This window comes from Hadarchaeum sp. (SeqCode), from assembly GCF_038871235.1.
Classification (GTDB): Archaea; Hadarchaeota; Hadarchaeia; order Hadarchaeales; family Hadarchaeaceae; genus Hadarchaeum.
Genome location: NZ_JAVZIN010000002.1, coordinates 45,215 through 58,373, shown reverse-complemented (window position 1 = coordinate 58,373; position 13,159 = coordinate 45,215). Strand labels below are relative to the sequence as shown.

At 51.0% G+C, this 13,159-nt stretch carries 11 protein-coding genes, 1 tRNA gene and 2 rRNA genes; 7 read left to right on the top strand and 7 right to left on the bottom strand.

The annotated features are described in order from the left end of the window. Positions 1-27: 27 nt before the first annotated feature. Entirely contained in the window at positions 28-1,302 is a 1,275-nt protein-coding gene (locus QXT02_RS01170) for a hypothetical protein (protein WP_342811489.1), read from the bottom strand. 4 nt (positions 1,303-1,306) lie between these two features. After that, positions 1,307-2,440 (bottom strand): tRNA sulfurtransferase, encoded by a 1,134-nt coding sequence (locus QXT02_RS01165; RefSeq protein WP_342811488.1) that lies wholly within the window; start codon positions 2,438-2,440, stop codon positions 1,307-1,309. Between the two features lie 131 nt (positions 2,441-2,571). Between QXT02_RS01165 and QXT02_RS01160 the strand changes: the two genes are divergently transcribed. After that, the gene (locus QXT02_RS01160; RefSeq protein ID WP_342811487.1) at positions 2,572-3,048 is read left to right on the top strand and encodes an NAD(P)H-dependent oxidoreductase; all 477 of its coding nucleotides are present in this window, start codon (positions 2,572-2,574) and stop codon (positions 3,046-3,048) included. 35 nt (positions 3,049-3,083) lie between these two features. On the opposite strand, the gene QXT02_RS01155 is transcribed toward QXT02_RS01160, so the two are convergent. Next, positions 3,084-3,623 (bottom strand): TATA-box-binding protein, encoded by a 540-nt coding sequence (locus tag QXT02_RS01155; protein WP_342811486.1) that lies wholly within the window; start codon positions 3,621-3,623, stop codon positions 3,084-3,086. 85 nt (positions 3,624-3,708) lie between these two features. On the opposite strand from QXT02_RS01155, the gene QXT02_RS01150 reads away from it, so the two are divergent. The 3 genes from QXT02_RS01150 to QXT02_RS01140 are packed head-to-tail and all read left to right on the top strand — an operon-like array spanning position 3,709 to position 5,512. Further along, positions 3,709-3,993, top strand: a complete 285-nt coding sequence (locus QXT02_RS01150; protein WP_342811485.1) for a ubiquitin-like small modifier protein 1 — start codon at positions 3,709-3,711, stop codon at positions 3,991-3,993. A gap of 18 nt (positions 3,994-4,011) precedes the next feature. Next, positions 4,012-4,446: a molybdenum cofactor biosynthesis protein MoaE gene (locus QXT02_RS01145; protein ID WP_342811484.1), complete on the top strand. Its 435-nt coding sequence runs from the start codon at positions 4,012-4,014 to the stop codon at positions 4,444-4,446. Next, positions 4,427-5,512 (top strand): radical SAM protein, encoded by a 1,086-nt coding sequence (locus QXT02_RS01140; RefSeq protein WP_342811483.1) that lies wholly within the window; start codon positions 4,427-4,429, stop codon positions 5,510-5,512. The genes QXT02_RS01145 and QXT02_RS01140 overlap by 20 nt, the downstream gene beginning before the upstream one ends. On the opposite strand, the gene QXT02_RS01135 is transcribed toward QXT02_RS01140, so the two are convergent. Both QXT02_RS01135 and QXT02_RS01130 read right to left on the bottom strand, forming a co-directional pair. After that, the gene (locus tag QXT02_RS01135; RefSeq protein ID WP_342811482.1) at positions 5,445-6,032 is read right to left on the bottom strand and encodes a gamma carbonic anhydrase family protein; all 588 of its coding nucleotides are present in this window, start codon (positions 6,030-6,032) and stop codon (positions 5,445-5,447) included. The genes QXT02_RS01140 and QXT02_RS01135 overlap by 68 nt on opposite strands. Then, positions 6,029-6,256 (bottom strand): PRC-barrel domain-containing protein, encoded by a 228-nt coding sequence (locus QXT02_RS01130; RefSeq protein ID WP_342811481.1) that lies wholly within the window; start codon positions 6,254-6,256, stop codon positions 6,029-6,031. Before QXT02_RS01130 ends, QXT02_RS01135 begins: the two co-directional genes overlap by 4 nt. Positions 6,257-6,698: 442 nt before the next feature. Between QXT02_RS01130 and QXT02_RS01125 the strand changes: the two genes are divergently transcribed. The 3 genes from QXT02_RS01125 to QXT02_RS01115 all read left to right on the top strand — a co-directional run bounded on the left by QXT02_RS01125 (position 6,699) and on the right by QXT02_RS01115 (position 11,431). Further along, positions 6,699-8,176, top strand: a 16S ribosomal RNA gene (locus tag QXT02_RS01125). A 28-nt stretch (positions 8,177-8,204) separates the two neighbouring features. Continuing rightward, positions 8,205-8,276 (top strand) — tRNA-Ala (locus QXT02_RS01120). Positions 8,277-8,378: 102 nt separating this feature from the next. Beyond that, positions 8,379-11,431 (top strand): 23S ribosomal RNA (locus QXT02_RS01115). The 16S and 23S rRNA genes sit together here with 1 tRNA gene alongside, the layout of an rRNA operon. 185 nt (positions 11,432-11,616) lie before the next feature. Here the strand turns inward: QXT02_RS01115 and QXT02_RS01110 are convergent. Further along, the gene (locus QXT02_RS01110) at positions 11,617-11,793 is read right to left on the bottom strand and encodes a ferredoxin family protein (RefSeq protein WP_342811480.1); all 177 of its coding nucleotides are present in this window, start codon (positions 11,791-11,793) and stop codon (positions 11,617-11,619) included. 113 nt (positions 11,794-11,906) lie between these two features. After that, complete coding sequence (locus QXT02_RS01105) at positions 11,907-13,148, bottom strand: SLC13 family permease (RefSeq protein WP_342811479.1); 1,242 nt, start codon at positions 13,146-13,148, stop codon at positions 11,907-11,909. Positions 13,149-13,159 lie beyond the last annotated feature (11 nt).

Sequence of the window (13,159 nt, the reverse complement as noted above, 5' to 3'; positions counted from 1 at the left end):
ATGTTTCAGAAATATTAACTTTCTTAATCAAACTGTTGGGTGCCGGTAGCTTATCTCGGCGCCCATCGCTTGGAAGGTGGATATGAATCTTGAATAACTCGAGATAAGCGAGTCGGCACCGTTTTTGATTGTCGTAATTCCATTTGATACAAGCGCTGCCACCACGAGAGCCGCGGTGATGGCATAGTCGTTGTGACCATCAACTTCGCAGCCGCGCAATGTCACTGGTCCTTGGAGGATCAATCCATCATTTCTCTCGAGCACCTTGGCTTTCATTCGTCTCAGTTCGTTGGCGATCGCTGAAATCCGGTCTGACTTCATGGTCCTAGCGCCCGCGGCATCGTAAATCAAAGTTTTCCCTCTTGCCATACAGGCAATTACTGCGACTAAGGGCAGCAATTCGGGAGTAGAACGGAGGTTCAGCCTTGTGGCTTTAAGTCGGTGTTTTCCATCTAGACTGAGGCATTTTTTTGAAATTTGTGGATTGATTCCGAATGATTTTAAGCATTGGAGAAATTCCTTGTCGCGATAGGTCATTTGTCCTAGAGGGTTTATTTTAATGCTTGAACCGGTTAGGCAGGCAGCGACCAGAAAAGGCGCAGTTCCAGAGATCTCATGCGGCACTCGATAAGTAAAGGCGCGGTAGGTTTGGTTGGGGATAATGACGGTGTTCTTTTTTTCGATCACTTTGACATGTCCGATTTTCATTAGTTCAGAGATCCGATCAAGTGTTGGTGATTTGACCTTTAACTCTACCTTTTTTTTGGCATAAGGTGCCGCGATTAGAACGGGCGGCAGATATCTGGGTTCAAGAAAATCAAGCTTAACCTTGCCACCCTTGAGCCCGCCGCCGAAAGCTATGAAAGGAGGACTTTCATCTGGTTTCGTCGAATAGACATCGGCGCCTAGGCAACGTAGCGCCTTAAGAAATGTTGGCATGGGCCTTGAGCGCAATTGGCTGTCACCATGGAGGACCATGGTCGATGGCGAGATGGTGGAGATCCCTGTAAGCAGGCAGATCGAGGTGCCGGAGTTCTTCGCGTCTAGGGTGTTTTTATCTGATTTGATTTTGCCGTCTACCCCCCAGATGGTCCATTTTTCCTGGGACCGCTTTACAACAGCCCCTAAGGATTCAGCTGCTTTTAGCATAACTTGGGTATCGCGAACCCTTAAAGGGGATTCAATGGTGCACTTTCCTCCGGTTAGGATCGCGAGTGCGGTGGAAAATTGCGTATGAAATTTTGATGGTAGGGCCTCGATCTCACCAGTGATCGAAGTGGCCGGGTTAATCACCAAATCCATGTTTTCACCGGACCTCTATTTTTCTTATTTTTTCAGAGGCATCCTCAATAATTTTCCTAACGTTTATTATCCCTTCCTGTTCAAGAATTTCTTCGGCGCTAATAACGGCGCCTTTTAAGGGGTGAGACAATTTTGAACCCTTAGCTAGTTTTAGCCCTATTTTTACGCCAATTTTTTTGATTTCGTTTACCTCCAGACCGGAAAGTGGTCTCAACACGGGCAGCTGACAGGCCGCGTCAATGGTATGTAGGTTTGGCAGCATTATCCCCGCAATAGATTGAGCGTCGTCACCCGTTACAACGGCTTCGGCGGCGATTCTTCTTGCGACCAGCTCAGCGGCCCTCAGTTCACAACGCCTGCGAATAATAAAGGAAAATTTGCTGTCCGTTTTTTTCTGTACTTGATTTAGTAGATCCTTAAATGGGAATAACCAGAGGGAGGTGGCAGCGCCAAAAAGTGACAATCTTTCCGCTTGTGCAATCGTAAGCCCTGTCCGGTGATTGCCTATCCCGTCGTATGCGTCCAAAATTAGTGGTGTTACCATACATCCTCTCTTTAGCATCATAAATGCCGCGATGGCGTCTTTTTTATCCCCGGACAAAATTGCCACGACTTTCCCTTGAGTTCCAACAGGCAATCCACCAACACCCCGCACCGTTTTGGAAAAGACGTAGGCATCGTTATCTCGGATCTCAATCGATATTTCAACGTCAGGATGGGAGAGATCGACTTTTAGATTATTCAGGAGGGAAAGGACATATGATCCTATAGCAATATTTATATCTCTGCTGGAAAAGGCATGTTCTCCGATTCTAGTAGTTCTGACTGCGAAAGACATACCGGGCTTTAGTATTTTTTTGGCTAAGGTAGTTACTTTGACTTTAATGGCATCAAGGTCTGCCTTCGTCTTCACAGCTGGGCTGATTGAGGTTATGCCAGGAAGCTGAGACAGAATTTTCACCGTTTTTGCCGTGGCGGTAGTATCAATGAAAATCCTACCGCGTTCGGTTCTAATGGTGTAAGTCACATTTCGCAGCGATCGTTTTATCGAGTTTATTAGGCACCTCTCAAATCTTTTTCTTACAGGCTCGCTTTTGAGGGCCAATTCTCCATACCTGACGATGACAGTGGAAGTCATAGTATCGAAAAGCTCTATCTTCGCCCAAGTTAAAAATTAGGCTCGTTGAGGGATTTATCTTGGAAATGGATTAGTCCAGTACAGATAATTTAAATTGAAATGAAAAGACAAATAATGAATGAGGATATTCAATGCCCAAAGTTTTAATCGTTTACGACTCAGCATCTGGAAACACGGAAAAGATGGCTCACGCAGTGGCAGAGGGAGCTAAAAAGGTCGCTGGTGTAGCGGTGGTGCTTAGGAAGGTCGATCAGGCCAAGGTTGATGAGCTTTTAGAAGCTGACGGAGTAATTATCGGTTCGCCCTGCCATTTCGGACAGATGTCGGCCAAGATGAAAACCTTCGTTGACGAGTCGGTTAAATACTACGGCAAGCTCGATGGAAAGGTCGGTGCTGCTTTTACCAGCTTTGGAGGGTCAGGTGGGTCCGAAACCACGCTGTTGTCCATAATCCATGCCATGCTTATTCACGGCATGGTTGTAGTGGGGAGATCAAATCTTATGCATTACGGATCAGTTGCTGTCGGAAGCCCAAGCCAAGAAAGTATTGAAAACTGCCGAGATTTGGGATACAGAGTGGCAAATATTGTGGCAAAGTTGGCCAAGTAGCATTATGTAGGCAAAACAGCGAGTTGGTTACATCATTAGTGCTGTTTCAGAAGTTTTAATATCTTTGTCCCAGCCGCCTTGATATCCGCCATGCTTTTGGCACCAGCGCAGACCCCTTTTCCAGAGACGAAGAGAAGAACCACTACCTTTGGCTCGTCTAACCGGAAAACCAGCCCAGGGAAAACTTCAGGTTCATATTCGGTGTTTTCAAAAGTTCTGGCTATTTTCTCCAAGTCGAACTCGCGCCCGAAATCGAATGAGGCCACGATGTTCTGAACTTTTACTTTGGGCTCGCTTTTAACCTTGACTCCGGCCTTTTGAAGCTTCTTGGTGAGCCTTTTTATGGCCAGCTTGGCATCTGCCATGCTTCTGGCGCCGACACAGTTCATTTTTCCTGAGGCGAAAATTAAGAAGGAAGCCTGTGGGTCCTCCGACTTATAAGCGATTCCAGGAAATACCTCCGGATCGTATCTTGCCCCCTCAAGTGATCTGGCCAACTTCTCCAAGTCAAATTCAACGCCTTCGTAAGTTACGGAAAGCACGATATTCTGTAATTGGGTTTTGACCTCCGCCACGAAATCAACCCTTCCTTGACTACTCTCTTACGCATGCTTAAAAAGGTTGAGTAATTAATCTTTTTAGGTAGTTGGAAGGATTTCGGTGAGCGTTGTGGCAGTAACGGTAAAATTTTTTGCCAATTTCAGGGAGGCAGCAGGTGCGGATAAAACGGTGATAGAGGGCACCGCTGATGTTTCCTCCCTGCTGAAGGCGCTCGTAGCCAAGTTTGGTGAGAAATTGGGTAGGCAACTCTTTGATGGCGAAAAATTGCGCGAGACGGTAAACATCATCGTGAATGGAAGGAGCGTGAACCTATTACAAGGCTTGCACACTAAATTGAAAGACGGAGACGTTGTGGCAATCTTCCCTCCAGTCTCGGGTGGTTAGATTCAGCGGTGATATCTTTTGCCTGATGTAGGTGTGCATCGAAAGGGAGAGGTTAATTTCCACGACCTTCTTGAACGGATGAAGGCCAGCTTAGACAAGGAGGTTGGAGCTATTGGATGTTTTGTGGGCGTAATTCGGAGAGTGTCGTTAGAAGGGGGATCTGTTAAATATTTGCATTATGAAAGCGCAGAAGACGCGGTGGATAAGCTCGGTGAAATAGCGTCTGATTTTGAGAGAAGGCCCGGAATCAAGAGGGTGATGATCCACCATGTTGTCGATGAACTCTCGCCAGGTGATGACGCAATATATGTATTAGTGGCTGGCGTTAGAAGGGCCGAGGTGTTTAGCGCACTTCCCAAGATAATGGACAGGGTAAAGAAGGAAGTTCCCATTTGGAAAGAGGAAGTCACCGACAAGAAAAGACGTTGGGGTCATGAGATTGGCCACAGATAGAGCCGACCGCAGGATAATTCGTACTTCAGCAAATTCTTTAGTTCTGGGAAAGATGCCTCAAGGCTGCAGACTCTGCATAAAGGGAGCAAAGTTGGTGCTCTTTGTAACCGGGCTCTGCCGCCGCCGTTGCTTTTATTGTCCGTTGTCTGAGAAAAGGGCGGGCAAGGATTTAGCTTATGCGAATGAAAGGCCGATTAAATCGACTAAAGATATTTTGGATGAGGCGAGATCAATGGAGGCCTTGGGCACCGGGATCACCGGAGGTGACCCTTCTCTTAGATTTAAGCGCGTTTTATTCTACTTGCGACTTATGAAAGAAAAATTCGGTCGTAATCACCATGTGCATATGTACTGCTGCGGGGAGCTATCGAGGTCGCAGTTGCTCCAGCTTAAACGCGAAGGTTTGGATGAGATTAGGTTCCATACTTGGTCGGTAAAGCCGGTTAAGTTAGCGCTGGACGTATGTCTTTGTGCCGGTGTTGAAATACCCGCCATCCCGGGTGAATATCGAAAGATTACATCGCTTTTAGCTGAGCTGGATAAGATAAAGTGCAAATTTGTGAACTTGAATGAGTTGGAGTTTTCCGATACTAACTTAGATCAACTTAAAAAGAAAGGGTTCACACTAAAGTCCAGTACCTCCATGGCAGCTAAAGGGAGTGAAGAGGTGGCAATCAGGGTACTTAAGTGGGCCGCCAAGAATACCAAATTAAACATTCACTATTGTCCCAGCGCTTTAAAGGATTCAGTTCAGTTGCGCAACAGACTCAAACGCAAGGCAAAAAATATCGCTAGACCACATGAGGTCGTTACGCCTGATGGTCTATTGGTGAAGGGAGTAATATTGAATTTGCCTGATGATAGATTGGTTTCGGTACGGTCAAGGTTAATGCGAGACTACAGGATTCCTGCAGAATTAATAGTGATTGACCACCACAAGAAAAGGATTGAAATGCCTTGGTACGTGGCTGAAAAGTTAGCTAAAATGGAAAAAAACCTCACTTTCGCTTTAGTCGAGGCCTACCCCACTTACGATGGACTTGAGACGACATTGATTCCGCTTTAAGATATTCTTCAGCTAGTTTTGAGTAGTTAATGGCTTGGGTTTTAATCTGCCTGAATTCTTCGTCTGTTATCGTCCGCAGGGGCCTAGCTGGTATGCCTACGACAACCGTGCGCGGTGGCACTTCAACATCTCTAAGAACAACTGCTCCAATCCCGACCATTGCGCCTTTCCTGACTCTCGCGCGGTTAAAGACAACCGAGCCCGCACCGATGATGCATTGGTTTTCGATAGTAGCGCCATGAACTAGCGCGCGGTGGCCGATGATTACATAGTTGCCAATTTTGGTGGGAAAATATTCAGGCTTCCCGTTCCGGTACACATCTCCGGAGTGAATTACCGCATTGTCCTGAACGTTGGAGTAGTTACCAATCTTTACGCTGGCGAAGTCCGCCCTGATGACCGCCCCAGGCCAAACGCTTGCGCGCTTGCCGATAACAACATCACCTATAATTGTGGCGGACGGATGAACGAATGCCGTCTTATGGATGCGGGGCTTTTTACCCCGAAAAGCCTCAATCATGTTGGCGCAACTGCCTCTTCCTTTTTGCTCTGAATTAAAATGATATCTCCAATTGCCATGATGCTCGTGTAGGGAATTGATAGGGCCTTATCTCCCTTTCGCCCAAAAACAAGGCCAACTACCGCTCCCTCTTTATCATCGATTACAGCATCTTCTACAGTTCCCACGTAGCGCGCGCGATCGCTGTAGACCTTGAGGCCGTTCAACTCAGACAACCTTTTCATCAGGTCACCTCGCCAATTACTTATACGGCGGCTTTTTAGTACTTTCGTTGGTTGTTTATGGGAATGGCAACGTTTGCGAGATTTAATTTCGCCGAGTTTCAAAACATGTTTTTATAGTAGTTGAACAGATGGAAAAAGCTGTTTTCATGTTCGTGACCGTTTAAGATTTTAGAAAGGTTGGGAAAACAGAATTTTCGAATATCGAGCAAAATGGTGGGGCGCTGCGTTAGCTTTAAGTATGGTAAGTTTCAGAGATTATACCGTCCACACTGCAGTGTGAACGGCGTCGATTTGGAGTTTGGGACCGTGAATGTCCCACGATGAGAAATCGTACTCTTGGTGTGGACTCAAAATGTGGATCCGAACAAACCAGGCTACTGGAAGGGCTCGGGTCCGAGATAGGTTCGGTACTCAAGCCAATTTCATTGGCTTTGCGACAATAACTCCGGTTGATTCTGCCGGAGGCCACCGCTATTGGGGTTCGGCTAAGCCATGCGAGTGGAGGGCGTCCCGCAAGGGATGGCCCCGCACACGGCTCAGTAACACGTAGTCAACTTACCCTCGGGACGGGGATAACCTCGGGAAACTGAGGACAATCCCCGATAGGTGAGGGACGCTGGAATGCCCCCTCACTCAAATCCTCCGGGGCCCGAGGATAGGACTGCGGCCTATCAGGCTGTTGGTGGTGTAACGGACCACCAAACCTACAACGGGTACGGGCGATGGGAGTCGGAGCCCGGAGATGGGGACTGAGACAAGGCCCCAGGCCCTACGGGGCGCAGCAGGCGCGAAAACTCCGCAATGCGCGAAAGCGTGACGGGGGAACCCCAAGTGCCGTTGGTCTTTTGATCGACGGCTTTTGTGGAGTGTAAGAAGCTCCACGAATAAGGGCTGGGTAAGTCGGGTGCCAGCCGCCGCGGTAATACCCGCAGCCCAAGTGGTGGTCGCGATTATTGGGCCTAAAGCGCTCGTAGCCGGGCTAGCAAGTCCCTTGTGAAATCGGGCGGCCTAACCGTTCGGCTGGCAAGGGATACTGCTAGCCTTGAGGCCGGGAGACGTCAAGGGTACTCCGGGGGTAGCGGTGAAATGCTCTGATCCTCGGGGGACCACCAGTGGCGAAGGCGCTTGACGAGAACGGACCTGACGGTGAGGGGCGAAGGCTAGGGGAGCGAACGGGATTAGATACCCCGGTAGTCCTAGCTGTAAAGTATGCGGGCCAGGTGTCTGGTGTTCCTCGAGAGCACCAGGTGCCGGAGAGAAGTCGTTAAGCCCGCCGCCTGGGAAGTACGGTCGCAAGGCTGAAACTTAAAGAAATTGGCGGGGGAGCACCACAAGGGGTGGGACCTGCGGTTCAATCGGATTCAACGCCGAAAAACTCACCAGGGGCGACAGCTGGATGAAGGCCAGGCTGACGACCTTGCCGGACTAGCTGAGAGGTGGTGCATGGCCATCGTCAGCTCGTACCGTGAGGCGTCCTGTCAAGTCAGGCAACGAGCGAGATCCTCGCCCTTAGTTGCCCCAGTGGAAAGCTGGGCACTCTAAGGGGACCGCTGGCGCTAAGCCAGAGGAAGGAGAGGGCGACGGTAGGTCCGTATGCCCCGAATCCCCTGGGCCACACGCGGGTCACAATGCGTAGGACAATGGGTTGCAACCTCGTAAGAGGAAGCTAATCCCCTAAACCTACGCTCGGTTCGGATCGAGGGCTGCAACTCGCCCTCGTGAAGCTGGAATCCCTAGTAATCGCGTGCCAACACCGCGCGGTGAATACGTCCCTGCTCCTTGCACACACCGCCCGTCAAGCCACTCGAGTGGGGTTCGGATGAGGCTCGTTCTAGTTGGGCGAGTCGAATCCGAGTTCTGCAAGAGGGGCTAAGTCGTAACAAGGTAGCCGTAGGGGAACCTGCGGCTCGATCACCTCCTTTGAAGTTTTGAGTACCGAACCCTCGTGGGGCCTGTAGCTCAGAGGCAGAGCGTCGGCTTTGCAAGCCGAAGGTCGCGGGTTCGATTCCCGCCGGGTCCACATTATAAATGCGGCACGCGAGGAAACTCTCGTGCTAAGGGCATATTGCGGAAAACGCAAGATGATTGCCATGCATAGGTCGCAGCTGTGCTAGCTGGGTTTACAGAGAACTTAGTAAGCCACCTGGGGGATGGCTTGGCTCGAGCGCCGAAGAAGGCCGTGGCAAGCGGCGAAACGCCTAGGCGAGGTGCAAGCAACCGTTGAACCTAGGATCGCTGAATGGGACTTCCTGGTGGAGGGAAACCTCCATCGCTCGCGCGAGCGAGCGGGAACCCCGGGAACGGAAACATCTTATTACCGGGAGGAAAAGAAAGCAAACGCGATGCCGGAAGTAACGGCGAGTGAAACCGGCAGAGGGCAAACCGAACCTGGTGGTGAAAATCACTGGGGATGTGGGGTTGTAGGACTCCCTCCAATCTCTCGCGTGAGAAGCCGAAGCAGTTGGAAACCTGCGCCTTAGAGGGTGACAGCCCCGTAGGCGTAATCGCGCAGGGTACGAGGGGGAGTATCCTGAGTAGGGCGCCTCGGAATTGGTGCCTGAAGCTGGGGGGCATCAACCCCCAACCCTAAACACGTCTCGAGACCGATAGCGGACGCAGTACCGCGAGGGAAAGCTGAAAAGCACCCCGGAAGGGGGGTTAAAAGAGCCTGAAACTAGGTGGCGATAGTAGGGCACGGCTCGAAAGAGTTGATCCTCCCTGAAGGAAGCCGTCGCGAGGCGGTTGTACGAGGGGAGGGAATCAGGGTCGTGCCGTCCGTCTAGAATCACGGGCCAGGGAGTTTCGTGCCGTGGCGAGGCTAAGCGGTTCAACCGCGGAGCCAGAGCGAAAGCAAAAGGTCCGCAGCCCGCAAGGGCGAGGGACTGGGTGTTAACAGCGCCCGGAGTCACGGCGCGAAGACCCGAAACCGGGCGATCTAGTCCGAGGCAGGCTGAAGTCCCCCTTTGGGGGATGGAGGGCCGAACCGGTCTTGATGTGCAATTCGGTCGGATGACCTTGGGCTAGTGGCGAAAGACCAATCAAGCCCGGTGACAGCTGGTTCCTTCCGAAGCTGGCCGCAGTCAGGCCTAGCGCGAGGTCGCCGGTGGCGTAGAGCACCGATTGGGGATGCATGGGGGGAAACCCCCGGCTCTCCTGTCGAACTCCAAAGCTGTCGGCACCGTAGACCGCTAGAGACGGGATGCGGGGGGTAAGCTCCCGCTCCGAGAGGGGAAAAACCCAGACCGGGGTTAAGGCCCCTAAATGTCGGCTAAGTGTCAACCTAGAAGGGTGTCCTCGTCCTCAGACAGTGGGAAGGTAGGCTCAGAAGCAGCCATCCTTTAAACAACGCGTAATAGCGGACCCATCGAGGGCGGGGGCCCCGAAGATTCACGGGGCTAAGCCGACTGCCGATACCTCGGGGCAGTCGAAGTTTAGTAGACTGATCTGGTAGGAAGGCGTCCGGCGTGGGGAGAAGTACGGCCGTGAGGTCGTATGGACCACGTTGGAATGAGGATCCTGGTGGTAGTAGCAGCATAGTTGGGTGAGAATCCCAACCGCCGAAGGGGCTCGGGTTCCTCGACAATGATCGTCAGTCGAGGGTTAGTCGGTCCTAAGGTGGCTCTCAACCAGAAGCCATCGAAAGGGAATCCGGTTAATATTCCGGAACCATCTAGGTACCTGCGGCAACGCAAGCCTAGCTTCCGACGCTCTGAGATAGGCCGAGTGAGGTCGTCGCCTCATTTAACCGTTGAAATCCGGGGAGTTCCGTAATGGAGAGAACCGGATGAAGGCGGGAATAGCCTGCCGTTAGGTGGGTTCGGCTGATTCTTGGAGCCCGTGAAAAGGGAGCTGGGAAATGGGACCCTAGGTGACCGTACCTAGATCCGACACAGGTGCCCCTAGGTGAGAAGCCTAAGGCGTGTCGAGATACACCAGGCTAGGGAATTCGGCAAGTTGGCCCAAAAGCTTCGGTATAATGGGTGCCTGCCCCGCGAGGGGCAGGTCGCAGTGACTAGGGGGCTACGACTGTTTAATAAAAACGTAGCTTACTGCGAAGGCGAAAGCCCTTGTACAGTAAGTGAATTCTGCCCAGTGGCGGTACGTGAAAGCCCGGTCCAACGGGCAGAAGCGCCGCTAAACGGCGGGGGTAACTATAACCCTCTTAAGGTAGCGTAATACCTTGCCGCTTAATTGGCGGCTTGCATGAAGGAATCAACGATAGCCCCACTGTCCCAGCCTGGAACTCGGTGAACCCACTGGCCGGCGCACATGCCGGGGACCCCCGAAGGGAAACAAAGACCCCATGGACCTTTACTGCAGCTTGTCGTTGGGGCGCGGTCGCGATTGCAGAGCGTAGGCGGGAGCCTTAGAAGCCCGGCCTTAGGGTCGGGTGGAGGCGCCAATGTAACACCGCCCTTTCGTGACTACGTCTCTAACCCCGCAAGGGAGACAGCGGCAGGTGGGCAGTTTCGCTGGGGCGGCAGTCCCTCGAAAAGATATCAAGGGAGCCCAAAGGTCGGCTCAGGCGGGTCAGAACTCCGCCGTGGAGGGCAAGGCCAAAAGCCGGCCTGACTGTGAGCTCACTACCAAGGCTCGCAGAGGCGAAAGCCGGGCCTAGCGAACCTCGATGTCCCTCTTGGTGAGGGCTCGGGATGACAGAAAAGGTACCCTGGGGATAACAGAGTTGTCGCGGGCGAGAGCCCCTATCGACCCCGCGGTTTGCTACCTCGATGTCGGTTCTTCCCATCCTGGCCGTGTAGCAGCGGCCAAGGGTAGGGTTGTTCGCCCATTAAAGGGGAACGTGAGCTGGGTTTAGACCGTCGTGAGACAGGTCGGATGCTATCTTTCGGGGGTGTTGGGTGCCTGAGGGCAAGGTATCCCTAGTACGAGAGGAACAGGATGCCGGCGCCTCTGGTTTACCGGTTGTCCGACAGGGCAGAGCCGGGCAGCTACGCGCCAATCGATAAGGCCTGAAAGCATCTAAGGCCGAAGCGATACCCGAAAATAGGCACCCTGGGCTACCGGTGACTCCGTCACGGCGAGCCGTGGCGACACGGTTTGCTGGGTAGCCCGCAGCCCGGGACTAGAAGATCCCGTTGAATGGCCACGGGTGTAAGCACCGAGCTTCGGCGAGGTGTTCAGCCCGGTGGTACATATCGGCTGAAAGTTCCAGTAACAGGTTAGTGCAGTTGCGACCTATGCATGGCTTTCATAATCACGAGATCTAAATTTTGCATTTTCGAAAATTTTGTAAACACTTCGATTAAGATTAGGCAACAATAATCAAGTCATTATAACGAGGGTGAAAAATAGTCCCCGCTTGATTAGGTTCAATTTTGATGCGGGATATTTAGTCACATTCATGGGAGCTTAATGGCACCGTTTGGGCACGAGGCCTCGCAGGCTCGGCACTCAATACAGTCATCCGGACGAACAACTACGGCCTTTCCATTTTGGATTTCAATGACGTTGGCCGGGCAGACCTCTGCGCAGACTCCAGCCCCAGTGCACTTTTTAAGGTCAACGACTGGTGGCATGCTATTCCTCCTTCTTCAAGGATAAAAAAAGGAAACCCTGTGTTTATTTAAATTTTTCCGTTGATCGCTTTTTAATTGTAGACTGAATTATTGTCAAAGAACAGCTGGCCAAATTAGAGCCAAGACAAGAAGATCCAGTAGATTATAATATTTGCGACGGTCAGCGGAGCTCCAACTTTGGCGAATTCAAAGAAGGTCAAGGTGTCCCCGGATTTCTTTTCCGCGTTTTGAATGATTATCACGTTGCTCGCTGCTCCTAAGATGAACAAATTTCCAGCGATGGTGCTTCCAGCCGCCAAGGCGATCGTCTCTTTGGATGAGGCTCCGGCTTGGGTCAGCATGGGCAAATATAGAGCTACTAGAGGCACATTTGAAATGAACTGACTCAGAATGGTGCTGATTACTAAGATCATAGTTATTGACACGATATTCACTTTCAAGCTGGTTATCATGGACTGGAAAAACCCCGTCTGCCAGACGCTTTCCATGAGCACAAACATTGCCGCGAAAAAAATGAGGGAATGCCAGTCAATATTTTTTAGTATTCTTAATCTCCGCGGGCTGAAAATTAAAATAGGTGCGGCAGCAATTAGCGCAACATAGGTCAACCTGAAATCGAACTGGGGGGCCAGATAGCACAACCCGATTTTAATCATTACTAGGACCACTATTATGAGCAAGGAAAGTTTGGAAAGTAAGGCGAGGAAGTGGTCCTTTATTGGCTCTTGGGAATGCAGCAACGGTTTTGAGTGAAATTGTTCCCGATGGAAGAACTTCAGTATAAGATAGGCCACGAAAAGATTGATAATCGTGGGCAGGAAGAGAAACCTGAAAAAGGTGATAAATGGGTTGGCGAAGCCCCCGTTTATGGCAATTAGGACGTTCTGCGGGTTGCCGATGGGGCTCATCGCACTTCCTATCGTAACTGCGAAGGCTAAGGTAAGCAGCAACAGCTTGGGGGAGATGGCATGTCTTTTGGCTAGGAACAGCATGACTGGAGTTCCGATGATGGCAATGGTGTCGTTCATCAAGAATGCCGAGGTCAAGCCCATAACGAAAAGAATTGATAGTATCAAGGAGTCGATTGAGCGGGAACGGTTGAAAATCTTGTAGGATAGGTGTGATAAGTAACCGCTTTCATCCATGGCTTGTCCAACGGTGAACATCCCGAAGAGAAACAGCATCACATCCAAGTTTATTGATTTCAAAGCATCCATCGGTGAAATTTGTCCTGTCACTAAAACCGCGATGGCACCGAACAGCATGATCTGCCACATCTGCAGACTTATTCTACCAACTCTTCTTATCGCGATCAGTAAGAAAACTACAACTAAGATGATTAGTGGAATGTACATAGGAATCTAAT